Source organism: Pseudomonas sp. B21-023 (assembly GCF_024749165.1).
In the GTDB taxonomy this organism is placed as follows: Bacteria; Pseudomonadota; Gammaproteobacteria; order Pseudomonadales; family Pseudomonadaceae; genus Aquipseudomonas.
On sequence record NZ_CP087190.1, the window covers coordinates 1,580,485 to 1,604,243 of the forward strand.

Annotated in this window: 18 protein-coding genes; 8 read left to right on the forward strand and 10 right to left on the reverse strand. The window is 62.2% G+C overall.

The window, feature by feature from the left end; genetic code table 11:
• Nucleotides 1-6: 6 nt before the first annotated feature.
• The 3 genes from LOY42_RS07170 to LOY42_RS07180 form a co-directional block, all read right to left on the reverse strand.
• Nucleotides 7-399, reverse strand: coding sequence for a translation initiation factor 2 (locus tag LOY42_RS07170; RefSeq protein WP_102684315.1), 393 nt, complete (start codon nt 397-399; stop codon nt 7-9).
• A gap of 138 nt (nt 400-537) precedes the next feature.
• Nucleotides 538-837, reverse strand: a complete 300-nt coding sequence (locus tag LOY42_RS07175; RefSeq protein ID WP_038706584.1) for a YciI family protein — start codon at nt 835-837, stop codon at nt 538-540.
• 1 nt (nt 838) lies between these two features.
• On the reverse strand, nt 839-1,435 hold the full coding sequence (locus LOY42_RS07180) for a septation protein A (protein WP_139673430.1): 597 nt from the start codon (nt 1,433-1,435) through the stop codon (nt 839-841).
• Between the two features lie 67 nt (nt 1,436-1,502).
• Here LOY42_RS07180 and LOY42_RS07185 point away from each other — a divergent pair, with 67 nt between their 5' ends.
• The 6 genes from LOY42_RS07185 to LOY42_RS07210 all read left to right on the forward strand — a co-directional run bounded on the left by LOY42_RS07185 (nt 1,503) and on the right by LOY42_RS07210 (nt 7,988).
• Nucleotides 1,503-2,363 (forward strand): PHP domain-containing protein, encoded by an 861-nt coding sequence (locus LOY42_RS07185; RefSeq protein WP_110701017.1) that lies wholly within the window; start codon nt 1,503-1,505, stop codon nt 2,361-2,363.
• A 13-nt stretch (nt 2,364-2,376) separates the two neighbouring features.
• Nucleotides 2,377-3,006: an L-threonylcarbamoyladenylate synthase gene (locus tag LOY42_RS07190; RefSeq protein ID WP_102684322.1), complete on the forward strand. Its 630-nt coding sequence runs from the start codon at nt 2,377-2,379 to the stop codon at nt 3,004-3,006.
• A gap of 125 nt (nt 3,007-3,131) precedes the next feature.
• Nucleotides 3,132-3,830 carry a ScpA family protein gene (locus LOY42_RS07195; RefSeq protein WP_167659462.1) on the forward strand — a complete coding sequence of 233 codons (699 nt, stop codon included), beginning with the start codon at nt 3,132-3,134 and terminating at the stop codon, nt 3,828-3,830.
• Between the two features lie 14 nt (nt 3,831-3,844).
• Nucleotides 3,845-4,606 carry an SMC-Scp complex subunit ScpB gene (gene scpB / locus LOY42_RS07200; protein WP_139673428.1) on the forward strand — a complete coding sequence of 254 codons (762 nt, stop codon included), beginning with the start codon at nt 3,845-3,847 and terminating at the stop codon, nt 4,604-4,606.
• Between the two features lie 175 nt (nt 4,607-4,781).
• Nucleotides 4,782-5,846, forward strand: coding sequence for a 23S rRNA pseudouridine(2605) synthase RluB (gene rluB, locus LOY42_RS07205; RefSeq protein ID WP_038706581.1), 1,065 nt, complete (start codon nt 4,782-4,784; stop codon nt 5,844-5,846).
• 723 nt (nt 5,847-6,569) lie between these two features.
• A complete protein-coding gene (locus LOY42_RS07210) occupies nt 6,570-7,988 on the forward strand; it encodes an amino acid permease (protein WP_023632492.1) in 1,419 nt (472 codons plus the stop codon).
• A gap of 72 nt (nt 7,989-8,060) precedes the next feature.
• Here LOY42_RS07210 and LOY42_RS07215 read toward each other — a convergent pair whose 3' ends face one another.
• Nucleotides 8,061-8,942 (reverse strand): LysR substrate-binding domain-containing protein, encoded by an 882-nt coding sequence (locus LOY42_RS07215; protein ID WP_139673426.1) that lies wholly within the window; start codon nt 8,940-8,942, stop codon nt 8,061-8,063.
• A gap of 151 nt (nt 8,943-9,093) precedes the next feature.
• Between LOY42_RS07215 and LOY42_RS07220 the strand changes: the two genes are divergently transcribed.
• A complete protein-coding gene (locus tag LOY42_RS07220) occupies nt 9,094-12,111 on the forward strand; it encodes an FAD-binding and (Fe-S)-binding domain-containing protein (protein WP_258600132.1) in 3,018 nt (1,005 codons plus the stop codon).
• A 140-nt stretch (nt 12,112-12,251) separates the two neighbouring features.
• Here the strand turns inward: LOY42_RS07220 and LOY42_RS07225 are convergent, their stop codons facing one another.
• The 6 genes from LOY42_RS07225 to phhA form a co-directional block, all read right to left on the reverse strand.
• Entirely contained in the window at nt 12,252-13,448 is a 1,197-nt protein-coding gene (locus LOY42_RS07225) for an MFS transporter (protein ID WP_258600134.1), read from the reverse strand.
• A 145-nt stretch (nt 13,449-13,593) separates the two neighbouring features.
• Nucleotides 13,594-18,813 (reverse strand): deaminase domain-containing protein, encoded by a 5,220-nt coding sequence (locus tag LOY42_RS07230; protein WP_258600136.1) that lies wholly within the window; start codon nt 18,811-18,813, stop codon nt 13,594-13,596.
• Between the two features lie 378 nt (nt 18,814-19,191).
• Nucleotides 19,192-19,317, reverse strand: coding sequence for a hypothetical protein (locus LOY42_RS07235; protein ID WP_256582632.1), 126 nt, complete (start codon nt 19,315-19,317; stop codon nt 19,192-19,194).
• Between the two features lie 233 nt (nt 19,318-19,550).
• Nucleotides 19,551-20,747, reverse strand: coding sequence for an amino acid aminotransferase (locus LOY42_RS07240; protein ID WP_177486060.1), 1,197 nt, complete (start codon nt 20,745-20,747; stop codon nt 19,551-19,553).
• Nucleotides 20,744-21,100, reverse strand: coding sequence for a 4a-hydroxytetrahydrobiopterin dehydratase (locus LOY42_RS07245; RefSeq protein ID WP_023628481.1), 357 nt, complete (start codon nt 21,098-21,100; stop codon nt 20,744-20,746). The genes LOY42_RS07240 and LOY42_RS07245 overlap by 4 nt, the downstream gene beginning before the upstream one ends.
• 38 nt (nt 21,101-21,138) lie before the next feature.
• On the reverse strand, nt 21,139-21,927 hold the full coding sequence (gene phhA / locus LOY42_RS07250) for a phenylalanine 4-monooxygenase (protein ID WP_023628482.1): 789 nt from the start codon (nt 21,925-21,927) through the stop codon (nt 21,139-21,141).
• Between the two features lie 255 nt (nt 21,928-22,182).
• Here phhA and LOY42_RS07255 point away from each other — a divergent pair, with 255 nt between their 5' ends.
• On the forward strand, nt 22,183-23,742 hold the full coding sequence (locus LOY42_RS07255) for a sigma-54-dependent transcriptional regulator (protein WP_102683096.1): 1,560 nt from the start codon (nt 22,183-22,185) through the stop codon (nt 23,740-23,742).
• Nucleotides 23,743-23,759: the final 17 nt, after the last annotated feature.

The window sequence follows — 23,759 nt, forward strand, 5'->3', positions numbered from 1 at the left end:
TCTCACTCAATTCAACCATTGCCGGCGTCTTCTGTGTCCGCCGCTGGCTAAGATACCGCAGACTGCGGACAACAGTGCAACGGCCGAGCCGATCAGGAACCATTGCTGCTGGTCGGTCAGCGGGCTTTGCGGGGCGCTGGCGCCTGCCTGCAGTTCCTTGATCGTCAGCTTCAGTCGCTGGTTGTCCTGGCGCAGGCGGGCGAGCTGGGCGCTTTCACGCTCGCTGTCCTGGTTCTGCAGTTGCTGGGTCAGCGCCGTGCGCTGTTTCTCGCTCTCTTCCAGGCGCTGCTGCAAGTCGGTGATCCGCGCCCCGGCTTCCAGCGACAGCGGCTGTTCGGCCGCGGCGAAAGGGGACAGCAGCAACAGGCAAAGCAGCAGGGACATCGGACCTTGACGCATTGGAACTCCTGATTCGTATCGATTCAGGAGGTTGTCGGCCAGTCGTCGGATTTTATGAATAGTGCCGCGCGGGGTGTAGCTGGGAGCGGCTTCGTGGGCGCGGGCTTGCCCCTGCGAAGCCCGTCCCGGTAAAGCCTGTTACGGCAGGACTTGCTTGAACGGCTTGACCACGACCTTGGCGTACACGCCCGCGGCGATGTACGGATCGGCGTCGGCCCAGGCCTGGGCGGCGGCCAGCGAGTCGAACTCGGCGACGATCAGGCTGCCACTGAAGCCGGCGGCGCCCGGGTCGTTGCTGTCGATGGCCGGGTGCGGGCCGGCGAGCACCACACGGCCTTCGGCCTTGAGCTGCTGCAGGCGCTCGATATGCGCGGGGCGGGCGGCCAGGCGGTTTTCCAGGGAGTTTTCGACGTCGCTGGCGATAATGGCGTAAAGCATGTCAGTCCTTGGTTTTGGAGGTGGAGGGGTCGGCATCGTGCAGGTGGCGCGACAGGTAGACACCCTGGGCCACCAGGAACAGCACGGTCATGCCCAGGCTGCCGAATACCTTGAAGTCGACCCAGATGTCCTGGAAGGTGAAGGCGACGAACAGGTTGGCGGCGCCGCATACGAGGAAGAAGGCGATCCATGCCACGTTCAGGCGGTTCCACACTGTTTCTGGAAGTGTCAGGGCATGGCCCATGATGCGTTTGATCAGCACCCGGTCACCGATGAAGTGGCTGCCGGCGAACGCCAGGGCGAACAGCCAGTTGACCACGGGCGCCTTCCATTTGAGGAAGGTCTCGCTGTGGAAGGCCAGGGTCAGGCCACCGAACACCAGGCAGGCGACCAGGGTCAGCAACTGCCCCTTCTCCAGCTTGCCGTGGCGCAGGAACAGCGCGCCGTAGACCACCACGGAGCTGACGATCAGCATGGCGGTGGCGCTGTAGATCCCGCCGAACTCGAAGCCGTGGCCGGCGAATTCGACCGGGCGCGGGTCAAGCTTGTAGACGATGAAGAACAGCAGCAGCGGGATGAAATCGATGAATTGTTTCACAGTGGCAGCCAGAAGCGGGATGTGACGGCATAATAACAAACATCGATTCCTGCGAAAGCGCTCCTCCATGAATGTTGATCTGCACTGTCACAGCACGGCCTCCGACGGCGCCCTGTCGCCCACGGCACTGGTCGCCCGGGCCCATGAGCACGGGGTGCGCACGCTCTCGCTCACCGACCATGACACCCTTGAAGGCCTGCCGGAGGCGCGCCAGGCCTGCCTGGACAACGGCATGCAGTGGGTCAGCGGCGTGGAGCTGTCGTGCACCTGGGGCGGAGCCACCATTCATGTGCTGGGCTACGACTTCCCCCTCGACGCGCCGCCTTTGCTCGATGCCATTGCCAACCTGCACCGTGGTCGTTGGCTGCGCGCCGAGGAAATCGACCGCAAGCTGGCGGCCAAGGGCATGCCCGGCGCGCTGGACGGCGCGCGGGCAGTGCAGCAGGAACTGGGCGACAGCGGCAACGCCCCGGCGCGTCCGCATTTCGCCGAGTTCATGGTCCGCGCCGGCTTCGTCAAGGACCGCGGCGAGGCGTTCCGCAAGTGGCTGGGCGCCGGCAAGCTGGGTGACGTCAAGTTGCACTGGCCGACGCTTGCGGAAACTGTTGCGACGCTGCGTGAGTCGAATGCGTGGGTGAGCCTGGCCCATCCCATGCACTACGAACTGACCCGCAGCAAGCGCAGACGGCTGATTGCCGACTATATTCAGGCTGGAGGGCAGGCACTGGAAGTGGTCAACGGGATGATGCCGCCCGAGCAGGTGGGGACGATGTCGATCCTCACCCGTGAGTTCGGCCTGCTGGCAAGCGCCGGCAGCGACTTCCACGGCCCTGGCACCTGGGGCGAGATCGGTGCCTACCGGCCATTGCCTGAGGACCTGCCACCCCTGTGGCGCCGATTCCGACATGAACAACCTATGGCGGTATGAACAGGACGACTACGTGAGCCAATTTTTCCAGATTCATCCGGAGAACCCGCAGCCGCGCCTGATCAAGCAGGCCGTCGAGATCATCCGCAAGGGTGGGGTGGTGGTCTACCCGACCGACTCGGCCTATGCGCTGGGATGCCAGATTGGCAACAAGGCCGCGATCGAGCGGGTGCGCAAGTTGCGTGGTCTGGACAAGACCCACAACTTCACCCTGATGTGCTGCGACATGTCGCAGTTGGGGCTTTACGCCAAGGTCGATACGGGTACGTTTCGCCTGCTCAAGGCCCACGTGCCCGGGCCCTATACCTTCATCCTCAACGGCACCCGCGAGGTGCCGCGCCTGCTGCTGCACGAGAAACGCCGGACCATCGGCCTGCGCGTGCCCAGGCATGAAATAACCTTGGCCTTGCTCGCAGAGCTTGGCGAGCCTTTGATGAGCGTCAGCCTGATCCTGCCCGGCGACGACGAGCCGATGGTCGATCCCTACGAGATCCGCGAGCGACTGGAGCATCACGTCGACTTGGTGATAGACGGCGGTTTCGGCGACCTCAAGGCCTCTACCATCATCGACTTGTCCGGCGACGAGCCGGAGCTGATTCGCGAAGGGTGCGGGGATCCGACGCCGTTCCTGGTCAACGCGTGAGCCAGGTGCAGGCACCTGAGGCGCCGGCCACGGAGGCGCAGACGCCGTTCCAGCTGCAACTTGCCCTGGTCTATGGCGAAGCCCTGACCGAGATGCCGGTCGACCTGTACATCCCGCCGGACGCCCTGGAAGTCTTCCTCGAAGCCTTCGAAGGCCCTCTCGATCTGTTGCTGTACCTGATCCGCAAGCAGAACGTGGACATTCTCGACATCCCCGTGGCGGAGATCACCCGCCAGTACATGAGTTATGTCGAGCTGATGAAGAGCGTGCGCCTGGAGCTGGCGGCCGAGTACCTGGTGATGGCCGCCATGCTCGCCGAGATCAAGTCGCGCATGCTCCTGCCGCGCTCCGGCGAAGTCGAGGAGGAGGAGGGCGATCCGCGCGCCGAACTGATTCGCCGGCTGCAGGAGTACGAGCGATTCAAGGCCGCCGCCGAAGGTATCGACGAGTTGCCCAGGGTCGGGCGCGAAATCGTCGTGCCGCGCCTGGAGGCTCCGCAGGCCAAGGTGCGCAAGTTGTTGCCGGAGGTGGCGCTGGAAGAGATCCTGTTGTCCATGGCCGAGGTCATGCGCCGCAACGACCTGTTCGAGAGCCACCAGATAACCCGCGAGGTGCTGTCGACCCGCGAACGCATGAGCGAAGTGCTCGAGCGCCTCAAGGGCGGCGCCTTCGTGCCCTTCGTCGAGCTGTTCACCCGCGAGGAGGGCAAGCTCGGCGTGGTGGTGACCTTCATGGCGATTCTCGAGCTGGTGAAGGAATCCTTGATCGAACTGGTGCAGAATGAGCCCTTCGCCCCGATCCATGTCCGTGCCCGGGCAGAATGACCTGACAACTACCGATGAACCTGAACGAACCCCGTGAACTGGCGTCGCTGATCGAGGCCTTCCTGCTCGCCTCGGGCAAGCCGCAATCCCTCGAACGCCTGTACGAGCTGTTCGAGGAGGCCGAGCGCCCGACCCCCACCGTTTTCAAGAAGGCCCTGGAGGTGCTGGGCAAGTCCTGCAACGGCCGCGCCTTCGAGCTCAAGGAAGTAGCGACCGGCTACCGCCTGCAGATCCGCGAGGACTACGCGCCCTGGGTCGGTCGCCTCTGGGAGGAGCGTCCGCAGCGCTATTCCCGCGCGCTGCTGGAAACCATGGCGCTGATCGCCTACCGTCAGCCCATCACCCGTGGCGAGATCGAGGACGTGCGGGGCGTGGCGGTCAACAGCAACATCATCAAGACACTCATGGAGCGTGAGTGGATCCGTATCGTCGGCTACCGCGAGGTACCCGGGCGACCGGCGATGTTCGCCACCACCAAGGCGTTCCTCGATCATTTCAACCTCAAGAGCCTCGATGAGCTGCCGGCGTTGGCCGAGCTGCGCGAGCTGGAGGTGGAGCCCGCGGTCGATCCGGACGAGGCGCCGGTGCCCGCTCACCTGCAAGCCCTGGCCGATGCCAGCCTGGGCGAGGAGGGCGAGGAAATCGAGCCGAAGGAGGAAACCAGCTTCCGCTCGCTGCTGGTGGAGCTGGATGCGATGGAAGAAGGGCTCAAGATCGATTTCGATGATTTGCGCGATGAGGCTTCCATCGAGCCCGAGGACGAACCAAAGGCCTGACAGCCCGACTCTGTGGACGCCGGCTTGCCCGGCGATGAGGCCGGCACCGTCAATATGTGCCTTTGGGCAGAATCTGCTGGGCGATCGGCAAAAACCTTCTACCCTCCAGTGCGTTCCCTTGCTGAACCGCGTATGATGCGCGCCCGCTTTCACTACTACACCGGGAGGTGCCCAGATGAGTGACAAAGACCTGCAAGACCAACAACCCACCCCGCCGTCTGGCGAAAAACTGCAGAAAGTGCTGGCGCGCATCGGCGTCGGCTCGCGCCGTGACGTCGAGGCCTGGATCGGCCAGGGTCGTATCAAGGTCAATGGCGTCGAGGCCACCCTGGGCCTGCGCGTCGACCTGCACGACGCCATCACCGTCGACGGCAAGCTGATCAAGCGCGTCGAGGCCGCCGAGGCGACCCGCCGCGTGATCATGTACAACAAGCCCGACGGCGAGATCTGCACCCGTGACGACCCGGAAGGCCGCCCGACCGTGTTCGACCGCCTGCCGCGGCCGAAAGAGGGCCGCTGGATCAACATCGGTCGCCTGGACATCAACACCACCGGCCTGCTGCTGTTCACCACCGACGGTGAGCTGGCCAACCGCCTGATGCACCCGTCCTATGAAATGGACCGCGAGTACGCAGTGCGTGTGCGCGGCGAAGTCGACGACGACATGGTCGACCGGCTCAAGGCCGGCGTGGTGCTCGAAGATGGCCCGGCCAAGTTCACCGATATCCAGAAGGCGCCAGGTGGCGAAGGCTTCAACCACTGGTATCACTGCGTGGTGATGGAAGGCCGCAACCGTGAGGTGCGTCGCCTGTGGGAGTCCCAGGGCGTGGTGGTCAGCCGCCTGAAGCGCGTGCGTTTCGGCCCGGTGTTCCTGAACTCCGACCTGCCGATGGGCCGCTGGCGCGAAATGAGCCAGGGCGAGATCGACATACTCGCCGCGGAAGTCGGCCTGCAGCCGGTGGCACTGCCGGAAATGAAGCTCAAGGCCAAGGACAAGCTCGAGCGCCTGCAGCGCAAGTCGACCCGTCCGCTGGGGCGTGGCGAGCGCGTGCGTACCCTGCGCCCGGCCGCCGAAGGCCAAGCCGAGCGTCCGGCACGTGCGCCGCGTGAAGACGCAGCGCCGCGCAAGGGCAACCGCGGCAGCACGGTGGCCGAGCGTCCGAGCGAGATGCGCAAGCGTCCGTCCCGTCCTGAAGGCGACAAGCCGGCAGGCCGTGGTCGCGGCAAGCCGCGCGGCTGATTCGGTCCGGTAGCGAGAGAGCCAGCCTTCGGGCTGGCTTTTTTGTGCCTGCGGTAAATGGCCCATCGCGGGGCAAGCCCGCTCCCACGAATAGTGTGCGCATCGTGGGAGCGGGCTTGCCCCGCGATGGGGCGCAAAGCGGCCCCAAGTACCTGAATGGACAGAAAATTTCCCGTCCAGTGGCAAATTTTCAAACCGCTTTGTAAAAAAAACTATACGGTTTTGGGCGTTTTCCCCGGCTTACCTGTGCTTTTCCGTTCTTCGTCACAAAATCTTTCCAAAGCCTACGCGCCAGAGCCTCACCGGCCCTCTCCACCCCCTTCCCAAACCCCCGCCCAAGCGCTGAGATAGCGCCATTGCCGTGTGCAGAGCCAGGCAGGATCGCCAGGCACTTAAAACAACAAAATGGAGGCGCCATGCACGCCGATCATTCCGCCTTTTCAGGCCTTCACCCCAGGAACGCTGCGTTTTTTCCACAGGAAACGATGCAACGCGTTGACGCCTGCGCGTTTGCAGGGGTATACAATGCGCCGCGTTTTACCTGTGACTCCCTTGCGTACCGCGCACGCTTGCTGACACCCGGTTGATCCGCCCCTGGCCACCAAGGCCACGAGCGACTTCCCGTCACAAGTATCCAAGGTAACCACCTTGACCATTCCGCTGCGCCACGAGTGCGGTGGGTCCGATTCCGTCACAGATAAAAACAAGCAGGTGACTTCGTTCATGAGTGGACATAACTCACAGTCCGGCGAACTCAAGCGTGGCTTGAAGAACCGCCATATCCAATTGATCGCCCTGGGCGGCGCCATCGGCACCGGGTTGTTCCTGGGCTCGGCCGGCGTGATGAAGTCCGCCGGTCCGTCGATGATCCTCGGCTATGCGATCTGCGGCTTCATCGCCTTCATGATCATGCGCCAGCTCGGCGAGATGATCGTCGAAGAGCCGGTGGCCGGCTCCTTCAGCCACTTCGCGCACAAGTACTGGGGCGGTTTCGCCGGCTTCCTGTCGGGCTGGAACTGCTGGGTGCTGTATATCCTGGTGGGCATGTCGGAACTGTCGGCGGTGGGCAAGTACGTCCACTACTGGTGGCCGGAGATTCCGACCTGGGTAACCGCGGCGGCGTTCTTCCTGCTGATCAATGCGATCAACCTGATGAACGTGAAGTTCTTCGGCGAAGCCGAGTTCTGGTTCGCCATCATCAAGGTGGTGGCCATCGTCAGCATGATCGGCCTGGGTGCCTACCTGCTGACCAGCGGCAGCGGCGGTCCTGAAGCCTCGGTGACCAACCTGTGGGCCCATGGTGGTTTCTTCCCGCACGGTGTCAGCGGACTGGTGATGGCGCTGGCGTTCATCATGTTCTCCTTTGGTGGCCTGGAGATGCTCGGCTTCACCGCCGCCGAGGCCGACAAGCCGAAGACCGTGATCCCCAAGGCGATCAACCAGGTCATCTATCGCATCCTGATCTTCTATGTCGGCGCCCTGGTGGTGCTGCTGTCGCTGACCCCATGGGACAACCTGGTGGCGAGCATTGACGCCTCCGGCGGCAGCTATGGCAGCAGCCCGTTCGTCCAGGTGTTCTCGTTGCTGGGCAGCGACGTGGCGGCCCACCTGCTGAACTTCGTGGTCCTGACCGCGGCGCTGTCGGTGTACAACAGCGGCACCTACTGCAACGCCCGCATGCTGCTAGGCATGGCTGAGCAAGGTGATGCGCCAGCGGCGCTGGCCAAGGTTGACCGCCGTGGCGTGCCGGTACGTTCGATCCTGGTCTCGGCAGCCGTGACCCTGATTGCGGTGCTGCTCAACTACCTGATGCCGCAGAATGCCCTGGAGCTGCTGATGTCGCTGGTGGTGGCGACCTTGGTAATCAACTGGGCGATGATCAGCTACTCGCACCTGAAGTTCCGCCAGCATCTCGACCGCACCGGTCAGAAGCCGCTGTTCAAAGCGCTGTGGTACCCGTACGGCAACTACCTGGTGCTGGCGTTCGTGGTGCTGATCCTGGGCATCATGCTGCAGATTCCGGGTATCCAGGTGTCGGTGTACGCGATGCCGGTGTGGCTGGTGGTGATGTATGTGGCCTACCAGCTGAAGAGCAAGCGTGGCTCCCAGGCCAATGGCGCTGCTGGCAGCATCGCCAAGTAAGCGCTGAGGCGCACCAACAAAAAACCCGATGCCGAGTAACCGGCATCGGGTTTTTTGTTGCCTGTGCCGGCCTCAGATCTGTTCGAGCAACCAGCCACGAAACGCTCGCAGCGATGGCAGTGCCTCGTTCCTGGGCGGATAGATCAGGTAGTAGCTGCGCTGGCTGGCGAAGGGCTCACCCGGGCTGAACAGCTCGCCACTGGCCAGTTCGTCCGCCACCAGTATGCGCGGCACCAGGCCGATGCCGATCCCGGCGCGCACGGCCTGGATCAGGTGCGAGGTCAGCTCGAAGCTTGGCCCCAGGCGCATGGCGCGGTGGGGCAGGGCATGGTGGGAAAACCACTCGCCCCAGGCATGGGGGTTGTTGGCGACGTTGAGCAGTACTTCCTCGCTGATCCTTTGCGGGTTCCATTGATCGTCCGCCATGGCTTGCGGCGGCAGGATCACCACCAGTTCCTCGGCATGCAGGCGATGGCAGATCAGCCCGGGCAAGTCATGGCTGGCAACGCCGATGGCCGCGTCGATCTCGCTGGTGTCGAAGTTGATGGCTTCGATACGTGAATGAATGTGCACCAGCATGCCGGGGTGGGCGCTGTAGAAGGCATGCAGGCGCGGCAGCAGCCATTTCGAGCCGAAGGTCGGCAGCGTCGCCAGGCGCAGGGTGCCGACGCCGGACTGATAGGCCAGTGCCTGCAGGGTGGCGCTGCGGATGCGGCCGAGGGCCTCGCTGAGTTCGCGCTGGTAGAGGCGGCCGACGTCAGTCAAATTCACCTGGCGGCCCTCGCGACGGAACAGTGTCAGCCCCAGTTGTTGCTCCAGTGCCTGCACCTGGCGGCTCACCGCGCTCTGGGTCAGCGACAGTTCGGCGGCGGCGCGGGTATAGCTTTCATGCCGCGCGGCGGCCTCGAAGGCCAGCAAGAGCGACATCGAAGGGGTGAGGTGGCGGTAATTCATTCATAAAGCTCATCGATAGCGGCAGGAATATCCGTTTGCCCCTGGCGTGAAACTACAGGAACATTGACGTATTCGAAATCCTCCCATGATCCATTCATGCCGGAGCGACAAGATTTCCGTGAATTAGCCGATATCAAAGAGGCATCCTTCGATGATCGCCCAGCTGCCGCCCCGCGCGCCCGCCGCCCAATACCCCGAATTCCTAGAAGCCCTGAGAAGCAGCGGCTTCCGTGGCCAGATCAGCGCCGACTACGGCACCCGCACCGTGCTGGCCACCGACAACTCGATCTACCAGCGCCTGCCCCAGGCGGCGGTGTTCCCGCTGGACGCCGACGACGTGGCGCGGGTCGCCACGCTGATGGCCGAGCCGCGATTTCGTGACATCAAGCTGACCCCGCGTGGCGGTGGTACCGGCACCAACGGCCAGTCGCTGACCGACGGCATCGTCGTCGACCTGTCGCGGCATATGAACACCATTCTCGAAATCAACGTCGAGCAGCGCTGGGTGCGGGTGCAGGCGGGCGTGGTCAAGGACCAGCTCAATGCCGCGCTCAAGCCCCACGGGCTGTTCTTCGCGCCAGAACTGTCCACCTCCAACCGCGCCACCGTCGGCGGCATGATCAACACCGACGCCAGTGGCCAGGGCAGCTGCACCTACGGCAAGACCCGCGACCACGTGCTCGAATTGCACAGCGTGCTGCTCGGCGGTGAGCGCCTGCACAGCCTGCCGATCGACGACGCGACGCTGGAACAGGCCTGCGCCGCGCCCGGCCGGGTCGGTGCGGTGTACCGCATGGCCCGCGAGATCCAGGAAACCCAGGGCGAGCTGATCGAGAGCACCTTCCCCAAGCTCAATCGCTGCCTGACCGGCTACGACCTGGCGCACCTGCGCGACGATCAGGGCCGCTTCAACCTCAACAGCGTGCTGTGCGGGGCCGAGGGCTCGCTGGGCTATGTGGTCGAGGCCAAGCTCAATGTGTTGCCGATCCCCAAGTACGCGGTGCTGGTCAACGTGCGCTACACCAGTTTCATGGACGCCCTGCGCGACGCCAATGCGCTGATGGCGCACAAGCCACTGTCGATCGAGACCGTCGACTCCAAGGTGCTGATGCTGGCGATGAAGGACATCGTCTGGCACAGCGTCGCCGAATACTTCCCGGCCGACCCCGAGCGCCCCACCCTGGGCATCAACCTGGTGGAGTTCTGCGGTGACGAACCGGACGAGGTCAATGCCCGGGTCCAGGCCTTCGTCGCGCACCTGCAGGCCGACAAGGGTGTCGAGCGCCTGGGCCACACCCTGGCTGAAGGCGCCGAAGCGGTGACCCGCGTCTATGTGATGCGCAAGCGCTCGGTGGGGCTGCTGGGCAACGTCGAGGGCGAAGTGCGCCCGCAGCCGTTCGTCGAGGACACCGCGGTTCCGCCGGAGCAACTGGCCGATTACATTGCCGACTTCCGTGCATTGCTCGATGGCTATGGCCTGGCCTACGGCATGTTCGGCCATGTCGATGCCGGTGTGCTGCACGTGCGCCCGGCGCTGGACATGAAAGACCCGGCCCAGGCCGCGTTGGTCAAGCCGATATCCGATGCCGTGGCGGCGCTGACCAAGCGCTATGGCGGCCTGCTATGGGGCGAGCACGGCAAGGGCCTGCGCTCTGAGTATGTGCCGGAGTACTTCGGCGAGCTGTACCCGGCGCTGCAGCGCCTCAAGGGCGCGTTCGACCCGCATAACCAGCTCAACCCCGGCAAGATCTGCACCCCCCCGGACAGCGCCGAAGGCCTGACCCCGGTGGATGGCGTGACCCTGCGCGGCGACCTCGACCGCAGCATCGATGAGCGCGTGTGGCAGAGCTTCGGCAGCGCCGTGCACTGCAACGGCAACGGCGCCTGCTACAACTACGACCCCAACGACGCGATGTGCCCGTCGTGGAAGGCCACCCGCGAACGCCAGCACTCGCCCAAGGGCCGTGCCTCGCTGATCCGTGAGTGGCTGCGCCTGCAGGGCGAGGCGAACATCGATGTGCTCGCCGCCGCCCAGCGCAAGGCCTCCTGGCTCAAGGGGCTGCCGGCGCGGCTGCGCAACAGCCGTACGCGCCGCCAGGGCCAGGAAGACTTCTCCCACGAGGTGTACGACGCCATGGCTGGCTGCCTGGCGTGCAAGTCCTGCGCGGGGCAGTGCCCGATCAAGGTCAATGTGCCGGACTTCCGTTCGCGCTTCCTCGAGCTGTACCACGGCCGCTACCAGCGTCCGTTGCGCGACTACCTGATCGGTTCACTGGAGTTCACCATTCCCTACCTGGCCCATGCGCCGGGCTTGTACAACGCAGTGATGGGCTCGAAGTGGGTGAGCCGCTTGCTCGCGGACAAAGTCGGCATGGTCGACAGCCCGCTGATCAGCCGCTTCAACTTGCAGTCCACCCTCACGCGCTGCCGTGTCCAGATGGCCAGCGTGCCGGCCCTGCGGGAGCTGACCCCGGCCCAGCGCGAGCGCAGCATCGTGCTGGTGCAGGACGCCTTCACCCGCTACTTCGAGACGCCGCTGCTGGCCTCGTTCATCGAGCTGGCCCATCGCCTGGGGCACAAGGTGTTCCTCGCGCCCTACAGCGCCAACGGCAAGCCGCTGCATGTGCAGGGCTTCCTCGGTACCTTCGCCAAGGCGGCGATCCGCAACGCCACCCAGCTCAAGGCCCTGGCCGACTGCGGGGTGCCGCTGGTGGGGCTGGACCCGGCGATGACCCTGGTCTATCGCCAGGAGTACCAGAAGGTCGACGGAGTGCAGTGCCCTACGGTGCTGCTGCCTCAGGAATGGTTGGTGAATGTGCTACCCGAGCGGGCGCCGGCCAAGGCCGACAGCTTCCGCCTGCTGGCTCACTGCACCGAGAAGACCAACGTGCCGGCCAGCACCAGGCAGTGGGAGCAGGTGTTTGCCCGTCTGGGTCTGAAGCTGGTGACCGAGGCCACTGGCTGCTGTGGCATGTCCGGCACCTACGGGCATGAGGCGCGCAACCAGGCCACCTCGAAGACCATTTTCGAGCAGTCCTGGGCGACCAAGCTGGACAAGGCGGGGGAGGCACTGGCGACCGGCTATTCGTGCCGTAGCCAGGTCAAGCGGATGACCGAGAAGCAGCTGCGCCACCCGCTGGAAGTGGTGCTGCAGTTCGCGCAGCGCTAGTGATATTGTCGGGGCCGCTATGCGGCCCAATCGCCGGCAAGCCGGCTCCCACTCTGATCGCATAAGCCCGAGCCATGCGCTAACCCTGTGGGAGCCGGCTTGCCGGCGATGAGGCCGGTGAAGCTACAGCCGAATCAGGATTAATGTGCACTTTGGCGCATCCGCCGCGCCTGGCGATACAGGTACAAGCTCAACACCAGCCCGCATCCCGCTGCCGCTGCCGCGAACAGGAAAATCGAGGCAAAGCCGAAGCCTGCTGCCACGGCCCCCACCAAGGGTCCAGTGATGCCCAGCGACAGGTCGATGAACAGCGAGTAGGCCCCCACCGCCGCGCCACGGTTGGCCGCCGATACCTGATTGACCGCCTCCACCCCCAGTGCCGGGAACACCAGCGAGAAACCGAAGCCGCTCAACGCGGCGCCGGCCAGGGCCAGTCCGGGCGTCGGCGCCAGCCAGAGCATCAGCAAGCCCAGGGTTTCTACCGACAGGCAGGCGATAGCCACGCGAAAGCCGCCGATGCGGTTGATCAGGTTGCCGAACAGCAGCCGCGCACAGATGAAGCTGGCACCGAACAGGCTCAGGGTCAGCGCGGCGTCGGGCCAGCCGCGGCTGGCGTAGTACAGGGTGATGAAGGTGGCGATGGTGCCGAAACCGATCGAGCCCAAGGCCAGCCCCGAGCCATGCGGGAAAACCTTGCCCAGCACGCGCAGGAATGGCAGCCGCACCCCTGCCACCACCGGCGCGGCGCGCTTGGGCCAGGCCAGTAGTAGGCCAAGGATGCCGAGCAGGATGATGCTCGCGCCCATGCTCCACAGCCCCAGGTGCTTGACCATCACCACGCCCAGCGGCGCGCCGATGGCCAATGCGCCATAGCTGGCGATGCCGTTCCAGGAAATCACCTTGGCGGTGTTCTGCGAGCCGACCCGGCCAATCCCCCAGCCAATCGAACCCGAGCCCACCAGGCTTTCGGCGCTGCCCAGCACCAGGCGACCAATCAGCAGGCAGGCCAGGCTCAGCCAGGGCAGGTGGGTGAGGAAGCTGCAGGCCAGCATGAACACGCCGCTCAGGCCACAGCCGAACAGGCCGTACATGACCGCTTTCTTGCTGCCCAGGTTGTCGATGATGCGGCTGGCAGTAGGGCGGCTGAGCAGGGTGGCCAGGTACTGCACGCTGATCACCAAGCCGGCGACCACGGCGCTGAAACCCAGGTCGTTGTGCACGTAGCCAGGCAGCACGGCCAGGGGAATGCCGATGTTCAGGTAGCCGATGAAGGTGAACAGGACGATGGCCACCACCTGGGCGGTGGTCCTTGGTGAAGAAAGGTGAAGCTGGGGCATGTGGGGTTCCAATCGTGGTGAAGCTGAGGCTTCGCCATGATAGCCATCTCGACCCAGGCTGGGTATGAAGCTTGGATCGAGAGGGGGATGAGGCGGCCGCGGTCGTCAAGACCGAGCCACGGTTATCACCTGAGTCTGAGCGGGGTCAGATTGGATACTGGTCCAGGTAGGTCACCCAGAAGTCGGCGTCGGCGTAGTTGAGACTCAGTTGAGGGAGCACCACCCCCCCGCAGGATCTGCAGGTATTCATTCGAGTAAACATATGGATTGAGTAGATGCTGTTCGAGGGGTGTTTTTCCTTGAGGATGGTTGCAATCAGGCGTTCCGAATCCAGATAGCGGTCATACGTTCGAACCGACACCCTACCCGAATGTCGCACAACGGGGAGGCTGACGATGTCTGGATCAGGTGCGCGGTTATGCATCAGCGCACCGGCATCGATGTAGGTGGTATCGCCTACGTTGTGGCTGTTTACGTCGGGCGTATAGGGTTTGAGATGTAATCCTTCCGCTCGTTTGCCGCCAGCTAATGCGTAATAGACGAATTTTTTTCCATCCTTGGTGACAATCGAAGCAAACGCCAGGTTGCTGTTGTTCATCTGCTGGCCAATCATTACAGCGACATCGCGCTGGGCGATATTATTGACCGTCAATGGCACCCAAAGCTCCTCCCTCCCTTGAATCGGCAGCAGCTCATTCAGGGTTTCGACGATGCTGTTTTTTTCGGCGATATTGCGTTGAGTGATGGGCTTCCAGTCTGAAATCAGACTTCTTGTTTCGTTTATAAGACCTTGTTGGGCGTGCTCCCCCGAGAGGATGTTTTCTGCATAGTGAAGCATTTCATTGCGTTCATTGTTGTCGAGGCACCATCGCGCATATGCTTGGTAGTCCTTGTTGGCGGGGGAGGCCGCAAGCCACGCCTGCAGCCCTGGCTCACGTTTCGCCACGAGGGCGCAGTACAGCAGCTTGGCAATATTGTCTCGATCGGTTGAACTGCCGGGTCGCTCGGCGACGAATCGGTACTGATTGGACAGGCGCAAGTACTCGTCGATTTCACTGGCGTCGGTCACTGGGGTAAATGTGAGTGCTCCCGGGCCTTGAGGGGTTTTATAAAACTTACCGTTGTCTACTTCCACGTAGATGCTTTTTTGCGCGTTCCATTCCATATCGAGCCCGCGTAAGCGTCGTTTATCCACGATCTGTTCTGATACTTGTTCCAGTTCTACGACTGGAACGTGGGGGTTGATTGCCTTGGCCTGCGTGCCACTGATCGCGGGTGATAGGCCGAAGTTACGCTCTCTGGACATGCGGCCGTTGATCTGGGGTAGGTAAGTCGGTGTGTTGGGTAGCCCCAGGCTGCTGCATTGCTCCGTGCTCAGTGCAAGCAGTTTCTTTTCCCTTGTGAACTGGACAGGCCGTGTTCCCTTGATGGGCGCATGGTCCCATTTGCAAAACTTTCCTTCGTGAACCAGCAGATCCAGCGAGGTGGCCGAACTCAGGTCCGTGGCCGCGATGTTTCGGCGCTCAAGATGAAACTCCCTCGCCTCGAATGCCTGGCTGATTTCCTGCCCGCGTGTCAGTGGGGGCTGATTGGGAAGCGTGCGTTCGACGGGAAGGCTGATCAACTTGGTGAATGGTGTGCAAGAGACCTCCTCCAGGTCGCGCCTGAGACGACAGGTCACCTCCGAGGCTGATATGGCCTCCAGGTCGCTGACTGGTGTATTGGATAGTTGCGTCAGGCAAGGTTCGGGCAGGTTGGCATCGAGGTGGTAGTCGTGACCATCAATCTGGATGTCGTAGTGCGCTGCACCCTTGTAACGAACCCGCAGACGACATGCTTCAGCAATAGCCAGGCTTATCTTGTCGTCTTCGGACATGACGCCTGCGATACGTGTCGGATAATGCCCTGGACTAATCGAGCCCAGGCTTTTCAAGGGTGTCAATGAAGGTGCTTGTGCCGTTCCTTCGACGATAAGCCTAGGTCCGTAGGGCAGGTTGTCGTGTGGATCAAGCAGTTTGTAACTTGTTTTTTCTGGGGTGCCTAGATCCTGCACGAGGCAGTTTTCGGTATTTCCCACCTGCATCAGGACGTTCTCTGAGTAGGGATGCGCCCTCTCACTCAAGACTTTCAGGGCAATGCTGTATGCACCCTCTTGCGTCATGTGCACCAGTGGAGGGGTTCCTCGCAGGTCGTGCAACCAACGCAGCGCAGGCTGCGCGAGCTTTTCCCAGGACTTTACGGATAGCCAGCGTGCAAGTCGGCCCATATCTCTATATACGAGAACCGGGCTTTGCTGGGCCAAATGGCTGACCAGCTCCACGATAGCGCTGCTCATTGCTTCGCAAGTGGCTCGCAAGCTGAGGCGACCGGCTGTACGTATGATTGTCGCGCTCGAGGCAATGAACTTGCCTGCCGGTATCAGGACGCCTATCGAATCCATTACGCACCCTGCGATCACACCTGCCGAGTGATCACCTTCCGCCAGATCGGAAATGCAGCCATAGAAAGGCAGGATCGCACGCGCGAGGAATTCAGCGATCTTCTTCTCCAGTGCGATCATCTCTTCCCATGGGGTGGTGTGAGTGTGATCTGCCTTGAACTGCGCCAGCGTGGATGCGTAGAGGTGCGCTGTCGCAGTAGTGGCCAATGCCTGGAAAAAGTCGGCCTCACTGGCCTGGTGCGCATAGACCCGTCTCGATGCTGCAATCAGTTTGCCCTTGCGTGGCGTCTGGAGCTGATTCGCCAGGCGCGAGGGGGTTCCGTTGAGATAGGCATCACTGTCCAGGGGTTGCAACGGGGTCGCGCGGGCCTGGAGTTCGCGGTCGTGGTTCCCCCAGTGCTTGTCCATCGTCTCGACAATATTGCCGCTAAAACCGGTGTTCGGCTCAACCCTGTAACTGAATTGCTGGTTGCAAGGACGAAGTGCACCGGCACTGGGTGTGAGTTCGAAGAAATACTCTTTACTGGCGTCGTGACTATCGAAATCTTCTCGGTGGTCGCCAGGTTGGCAACGGATGAACAGGCCTTGGATTCCTGTTTGCTCCTCGCTGTCCGACGGTGTGTTGAACGCTACCCGGCTCACTTCACAGGTGGAGGTATAAAGCTGTGTGCGCAAAGCTTGCGGCAGTTCCATGAACAGGCGCTTGATCAGGCGTGCATGAGCTTGCTGCCAGTCGGCCTTGAACGTTTCGAAGGCCTGCTCATACAGCGTTGGAACTGTGCTTTTCCCGGCCCGATAGATATCGCCGGACATGACTAACTGGGTCAGGTTTTCGATGATTGGCCGCTGGCTTGGTGCGCCGACATCGTCCGCGAACCCGGGAGTGGTGATGGTGTGGTGCCAGGTGTAAAAAGTCGCTTTGACCAAGCCCTGGGCACTCAGGTAGCGCCATGTTCCATCGGTTTCGATCGGTTTGTCCCAATATTGCCTGTCAACACCGGCCTGGCTTAATTGTTCTTCGGCCAGCGTTTTGCGGTCCGGTGGCGTCATGGCGAGCTGGCTTGCATCTTCAGCAAAGGACTTTTGTGCGTCTGCGGTGAACTCCAGCGCACGCTGAATCTGATGTGCCGTTGCTTGCCCGATGTCCTCAACCGTCAAGTCTGCAAGCGCGCCATGGGCCTTCGCATAGCGCAATGCCGGCAGGGCCAGGGCGTTGCTCCAGTGCCGCTGTACCTGTTCATCATCAGAGGCGCTCAAGTCGCTGGCCAATGTGACAACTTTGTCAAATGAGGCTCTGCAACTGGCGCCGGGCATCATCGCTTCAAGCAGCCTGGCACCGTGAATCAGCGCAACGCTTTGCAGAGAACGGCCATAGTAGAGCCAGTCGGGTGTGCCGGTAACAAGCAGTTCGGGAGCGATTTCGCGAAGCAGCAGGTATTCGAGCAGCTCCAGTGCGGCCGGGGAAATGCCAGGATTGCGCTCAGTGATAGCGTTGCAGATTTTATTACGCAATTGCAGGTGGTTGTACTCGGATACCCAGTGGCCCTGAAAGTCTTCGGCCACCGAGCGATTCGACTGCGTCCGCGGCCCTAAAAAGTGATCGATGATTGCTCGGCTTGCCAGTGCTTGTGTCGCACGCGGGGATGCGGACTCTCCAACAGAGGCACCATACCAACCTGCAAGTCCGAGTAGGGGGCGGAAAACGTCTGCAAACTGCAGTGACCGCATCATCAGTTGCCAGGCTTGCGGGGCAGGCATCAGCAAATGTCGCTTGTCTTGCTTGCGCTCGCAGAGCAGTTCAAAGCCTGCGTTCGTGAACAATTCGTCGATGGAGCAGTCGTCAGACCAGTCGTTGAAGGCGAGTGGCGTACTCGTCAGGGCTCGACTGTCAGGCAAAGGTTCGAGCGGGGAGGGGGCAAGCGTTGTTGGTGTAAGGGGCAACAGCAAGGAGGCTAATCGAAGGCAGCCTGTGCTACTTAGTGACGGGTGCACCTGCTTCAGTTTGTTTGCAAAGGAAAACGCCTGCATGCCCCGGGCGCGTTGAGCATTTTGAAGGGTGAGCTTCACCCAGGCTTCAGTATTTCCGTGTACTGCATGGAGTGCCACTTTCCTGAGAAGTCGGACGCCCAGGTCCTGAGTATGGGCCTTGCTCCATTCAACCGGTGGGCTGTTATCGTGAGAACGATCTTCATCCACCCAGGTCGGTATCTGTGAGGCGGCAGCAAGCGCCTTGATACGAAGCTTCATCATGGGCTGGGTGAGGTGCATGTTTCGGGAAAGTATCAGTGCTTTATCTTCGTACTCTGCTGTGGTGGGCAGTAATTCTTCAAGCGTCGTGACCAGGGATGCCAAGGCTGACAGGGCCGGGCTCAATTCGTATGCCGTAAGGCCCTGCAACAGGTTTTCAGCAGGGCATTGCGCAAGCCAATCGCTAGCAAGGTCTCGGCGCTGACCACGCTTGAACTGCAGCATCCACATCTGCAATGAGCTGGGCACGCCGGCCAGCAGTTCGCCCAGTTCGAAAAATGCCTCCTTGCCCAGCCGGGCAGCCTCTGTACTCGGCATGTTTTCACCAAACAACAAGTTATCCAGCTGCTTTCTCGCGGTATCCGTTTTAATCGAGGCTTCATTAAGCCATGCGAGGCGGGCAAAAAAATGGTGGATGTGGCGGGGTGTCAGGGTTTCCGGTGCAACGCTCAATACTGCGGCAACCAGCGCGTAGGTCTTCGTGTTGCCGTACAGATCCATAAGATTGGTAAAGAAGAAGCGTGGGTCTTCAGGGAACTGCGTGTTGTTGTCCAGCAGGAATCTGAGAGTGAGGTGAACTGCCCTGATCGGATCGTGCGCCTCACGTGGCGCGCTCAGGGGAATGTCCAAGTTGTCGGCGACCAGTACAGGAGCAGATGCCTGGATGTTGTTATCCATGTTTTCATCAGTCGAGTGCCAGCTTGTTACATGTGTTCGGATTCTTTCCAGCAGTTGCGATGGGGTAATCTGCGTGGCGTCGTGACCAGGTGCTGGTTCATTGCCAGGGGGCGGTATCCGGTTCTGGGATATTGAGTGGCTGGGTGTGGCGCCAGTACGCTGAGCGGTAGGAGATGCGTCACAGAGGGGGTGGGGAGTGGGTTGGGAATCAATTGACATGTGGCCTCCTGTAGGGAGGGCAACAGTCTGTGGATTCAATCAAGGACAGGGTGGTACAGGGTTATCGCATTCTGAGGGGAATCTGGACGGTGTGAAAACGTGATGACGGGGATAGCCCGCAGGTCAGCCGTTTTCACACAGTCGGAGGGGGATGCGCGGCTATTCCTGGTCGGCGCTGGATTGATCGTCACTGTCCTCGACGACGGGCGTCGGTTCGGCGTGGGCGGCAACGGATTGCTCTTCGGGGTTCAGGCTTGGGAAGGGAAGATTCGGGATTTCATGCATCTCGTCGTTCCTCGCAAGTGTGAGTGAAAAGGCAGCGCTTGGCGCATGTGAGGCTTCGAAAAGCTGGGGCAGGATACAGCAGTCTGGATGACAGTTTGGGATTTTTCCCGGACGCTGGTCGGTTTTAGCGGGCGGCTATCGGACAGGGGGAAGCAGGAGGGGCGCGGGAGCGGTTTGTCCCGCGATAGTGCTATCGCGGAGCAAACCGCTCCCACGCCCCCTGCGGCCAGGTTTCAGCGACAGACGTCGGCGATGGCCGCTGCCAGCTGCTCCAGGCGCTTGGCATCTGCACCGGCGATGTTCGCCCGGCCGGTACCGACCATGTACACGCTGTGCCGCTCACGCAGCAGGCGCACTTGCTCGGGGTTCAGGCCGGTGTAGGAGAACATCCCGCGTTGCGCGGCGACGTGCGCGAAGCGCTCGGCCAGGCCATGGGGCTCCAGCGCTTTCACCAGGCCGACGCGAAGCTCGGCGATGCGCTGGCGCATGGCGTTCACTTCCTCGATCCACAACGCCTTGAGTGCCGGGTCCCCGAGGATCTCGGCGACCACCGCCGCGCCATGGTCTGGCGGTGTCGACCACAGGTTGCGCGCAATGAAGGCCAGCTGGCTGCGCACATCCTGCAGTTTCTCGGCGTCGTGGCTGCACACCAGCAGGGCGCCGGTGCGCTCACGGTACAGACCAAAGTTTTTCGAGCAGGAGCTGGTGATCAGCAGTTCCGGCAGTTCGGCGGCGAACAGGCGCACTGCCCAGGCGTCCTCCTCCAGGCCGTCACCGAAGCCTTGGTAGGCAAAGTCGATCAATGGCAGCAGGTTGCGCCGCTTGACGATGTCGAGCACCGCGCGCCAGTCGTCCTGGCCCAGGTCGAAGCCGGTGGGGTTGTGGCAGCAGGCGTGCAGTAACACCACGTCGCCTTGCGGTGCCCGCTCCAGTGCGGCGAGCATGCCGTCGACGTTCAGCTGGTTGTCCGCGCCCACGTAGGGGTAGTGCGACACCTTGAGCCCGGCGCCGGCGAAGATCGTCTCGTGGATCGGCCAGGTCGGGTCGCTCAGCCAGATACTGCGGCCCGGCAGACAATGGGCGATGAACTCCGCCGCCAGGCGCAGGGCACCCGTGCCGCCAGGGGTCTGGGTGGCACCAGCGCGTTGGCTTTTGAGCAGTGTGCAATTGCTGCCCAGCACCAGCTCGCTGACCAGGCGCGTGAACGCTGCATCACCATGGCCGCCGACATAGCTCTTGGTGGCCTGCCGCTCGACCAGGCGCTGCTCGGCCTGCTTGACCGCAGCCGGAATCGGCGTGAGCCCTTGGGCGTCCTTGAATACGCCGACCCCCAGGTCGAACTTGGCCGGATTGCTGTCGCGGGCGTAGGCCTCCATCAGCCCCAGGATCGGGTCGCCAGGGACCCGACCGATGGCTGAGAAGTGCATCACTTGCGCCCTTCAGCAGTTTTGGCGACCTCGTCGGTGCGCGCGCACATGATGAAGTCATTGCGGTGCAGGCCTTTGATCGAGTGGCTCCACCAGGTCACGGTGACCTTGCCCCACTCGGTCAGCAGGCCAGGGTGGTGGCCTTCGGCTTCGGCGATTTCGCCGATGGCGTTGGTGAAGGCCAAGGCGTGCTTGAAGTTCTTGAACAGGAATACGCGCTCGAGCTCCATGTGGCCGTCGCGGGTTTCGATGTTCCAGTCCGGGATCAGTCGGATCAGTTCCGCCAGTTCCTCGTCGGTGACTTTCGGCGCATCGGCGCGGCAGGCTTCGCAGTGGGCTTGGTTCAAGGCATTCATGGGTGCTTTCCGGTTTGAGTTGTTATCGACAAGGGCGCTCAGGCAGCGACCTTGGGTGGAAACTTCGGTGCGTGCAGGCCCAGCTGCATGGCCTGGTGGACCATGGCCATGATGTCTTCGTGGGCCAGGTCGAACAGACGCTTCATGTTCGGCAGGACGAAGTACAGGGGCTGCAGGATATCGATGCGATAGGGCGTGCGCATGGCTTCGATCGGGTCGAAGGCCTGGTGCTCCGGTTCGCTGGACAGGCTATAGACTGTTTCTTTCGGCGAGGAGAGGATGCCGCCGCCGTAGATCTTGCGGCCTTGCGCGGTCTCCATCAGGCCGAATTCGATGGTCATCCAGTACAGGCGTGCCAGGTAGACGCGCTGTTCCTTGGTCGCTGCCAGGCCGAGCTTGCCATAGGTGTGGGTGAATTCGGCGAAGAACGGGTTGGTCAGCAGTGGGCAGTGGCCGAAGATCTCGTGGAAGATGTCGGGCTCCTGCAGGTAGTCCAGCTCTTCCGGGGTGCGGATGAAGGTGGCGACCGGGAAGCGTTTGCTGGCCAGCAGTTCGAAGAAGGTCTGGAAGGGGATCAGCGCGGGGACGCGGGCGACCTGCCAGCCGGTGGTGGCGCCAAGCACCTTGTTGACTTCGCCCAGCTGCGGGATGCGGTCATGGGGCAGCTTGAGCTGGTCGATGCCGTCCAGGTATTCCTGGCATGCCCGGCCTTCGATCACTTTCAACTGACGAGTGATCAGGGTGTTCCACACCGCATGCTCTTGCTGCGGGTAGTCGATAAAGCCATGCGCATCGGGCTCGCGTGCCACGTATTGCGTCTGTTTCATGTGGCTCTCCTGGTGAGGGCGTTCTTGTTATGTACAGGACATACCTTAGGAATATCCCTACAAACGAGGTTTTGCACCGGGGTGAGGACAGATCCTGCGTATCCGTTTGTCTTCTGTGCGTAACGATAATTTTACAAAATCAGCGTCATCCCGGAAAATCACGGACATCGAGCTGGGCAGATGGCTATTTTTGTCAGCTTATCTTTACGACTTTTCCGTGGCGCGAGCAAAAACTCGGCCGCTTAGAGAACCTTTATGCGCATCAAAGTGCACTGCCAGAACCGCATCGGTATATTGCGGGACATCCTCAACCTGCTGGTGGAGTACGGGATCAACGTGTTGCGCGGCGAAGTGGGAGGTGACCATGGCAACGCCATCTACCTGCACTGCCCGAACCTGATCAACCTGCAGTTCCAGGCCCTGCGGCCCAAATTCGAGTCGATCGCCGGGGTGTTCGGGGTCAAGCGTGTCGGCCTGATGCCCAGCGAGCGCCGGCACATGGAGCTCAATGCGCTGCTGGGGGCGCTGGACTTCCCGGTGCTGTCGATCGACATGGGCGGCAGCATCGTCGCCGCCAATCGCGGCGCGGCGCAGCTGCTCGGTGTCAGGGTCGACGAAGTACCGGGCATTCCGCTGTCGCGCTATGTCGAGGACTTCGACCTGCCGGAGCTGATACGGGCCAACAAATCGCGGATCAACGGCCTGCGGATCAAGGTCAAGGGCGATGTGTTCCTGGCCGATATCGCACCGCTGCAGTCCGAGCATGACGACAGTGAAGCCCTGGCCGGCGCGGTAATCACCCTGCACCGCGCGGACCGTATCGGTGAGCGCATCTACAACGTGCGCAAGCAGGAGTTACGTGGGTTCGACAGCATCTTCCAGAGCTCACGGGTAATGGCCGCCGTGGTACGCGAGGCGCGGCGCATGGCACCGTTGGATGCACCGCTGCTGATCGAGGGCGAGACCGGTACCGGCAAGGAACTGCTGGCGCGGGCCTGTCACCTGGCCAGTCCGCGTGGCCAGGCGCCGCTGATGGCGCTCAACTGCGCCGGCCTGCCCGAGTCGATGGCCGAAACCGAGCTGTTCGGCTACGGGCCAGGGGCGTTCGAAGGCGCGCGGGCCGAGGGCAAGCTGGGGCTGCTGGAGCTGACGGCTGGCGGCACATTGTTCCTCGACGGCGTGGGGGAGATGAGCCCGCGCTTGCAGGTCAAGTTGCTGCGCTTCTTGCAGGATGGCTGTTTCCGCCGGGTCGGCAGCGATGAAGAGGTGTACCTGGATGTACGGGTGATCTGCGCGACCCAGGTCGACCTTTCCGAACTGTGCGCCCGGGGCGAGTTCCGCCAGGACCTCTACCACCGTCTCAACGTGCTGTCGTTGCACATCCCGCCGCTGCGCGAATGCATGGACGGCCTGGAAGGGCTGGTGCAGCACTTCCTCGACCAGGCCAGCCGGCAGATCGGCTGCCCGCTGCCGCGCCTGGCGCCGACGGCAATGGAGAAGCTCGGCCAGTATCATTGGCCGGGCAATGTGCGCCAGTTGGAGAACGTGTTGTTCCAGGCGGTGTCGCTGTGCGAAGGCGGGGTGGTGAAGAGCGAACATATCCGCTTGCCGGATTATGGCGCGCGCCAACCGTTGGGCGAGTTTTCCCTGGATGGCGATCTTTCGCAGATTGTCGGGCGGTTTGAAAGGGCGGTATTGGAAAGTTTGATGAGTGAATTTCCAAGTAGCCGGGCGCTGGGGAAAAGATTGGGCGTTTCCCATACGACCATTGCCAACAAGTTGCGGGATTATTCGTTGAACAAGTCGGTGGAGTAATCTGGAAGTTTATCGAG

Excerpts from the sequence above, each read along its gene's own strand:
- LOY42_RS07235 (WP_256582632.1), bottom strand. The coding sequence starts at position 19,317 with ATGCATGAAATCCCGAATCTTCCCTTCCCAAGCCTGAACCCCGAAGAG.
- LOY42_RS07175 (WP_038706584.1), bottom strand. The coding sequence starts at position 837 with ATGCTTTACGCCATTATCGCCAGCGACGTCGAAAACTCCCTGGAAAAC.
- LOY42_RS07255 (WP_102683096.1), top strand. The coding sequence starts at position 22,183 with ATGCGCATCAAAGTGCACTGCCAGAACCGCATCGGTATATTGCGGGAC.
- LOY42_RS07225 (WP_258600134.1), bottom strand. The coding sequence starts at position 13,448 with ATGCCCCAGCTTCACCTTTCTTCACCAAGGACCACCGCCCAGGTGGTG.
- LOY42_RS07210 (WP_023632492.1), top strand. The coding sequence starts at position 6,570 with ATGAGTGGACATAACTCACAGTCCGGCGAACTCAAGCGTGGCTTGAAG.
- phhA (WP_023628482.1), bottom strand. The coding sequence starts at position 21,927 with ATGAAACAGACGCAATACGTGGCACGCGAGCCCGATGCGCATGGCTTT.
- LOY42_RS07170 (WP_102684315.1), bottom strand. The coding sequence starts at position 399 with ATGCGTCAAGGTCCGATGTCCCTGCTGCTTTGCCTGTTGCTGCTGTCC.
- LOY42_RS07215 (WP_139673426.1), bottom strand. The coding sequence starts at position 8,942 with ATGAATTACCGCCACCTCACCCCTTCGATGTCGCTCTTGCTGGCCTTC.
- LOY42_RS07230 (WP_258600136.1), bottom strand. The coding sequence starts at position 18,813 with ATGGATAACAACATCCAGGCATCTGCTCCTGTACTGGTCGCCGACAAC.
- LOY42_RS07220 (WP_258600132.1), top strand. The coding sequence starts at position 9,094 with ATGATCGCCCAGCTGCCGCCCCGCGCGCCCGCCGCCCAATACCCCGAA.
- LOY42_RS07245 (WP_023628481.1), bottom strand. The coding sequence starts at position 21,100 with ATGAATGCCTTGAACCAAGCCCACTGCGAAGCCTGCCGCGCCGATGCG.
- rluB (WP_038706581.1), top strand. The coding sequence starts at position 4,782 with ATGAGTGACAAAGACCTGCAAGACCAACAACCCACCCCGCCGTCTGGC.
- LOY42_RS07185 (WP_110701017.1), top strand. The coding sequence starts at position 1,503 with ATGAATGTTGATCTGCACTGTCACAGCACGGCCTCCGACGGCGCCCTG.
- scpB (WP_139673428.1), top strand. The coding sequence starts at position 3,845 with ATGAACCTGAACGAACCCCGTGAACTGGCGTCGCTGATCGAGGCCTTC.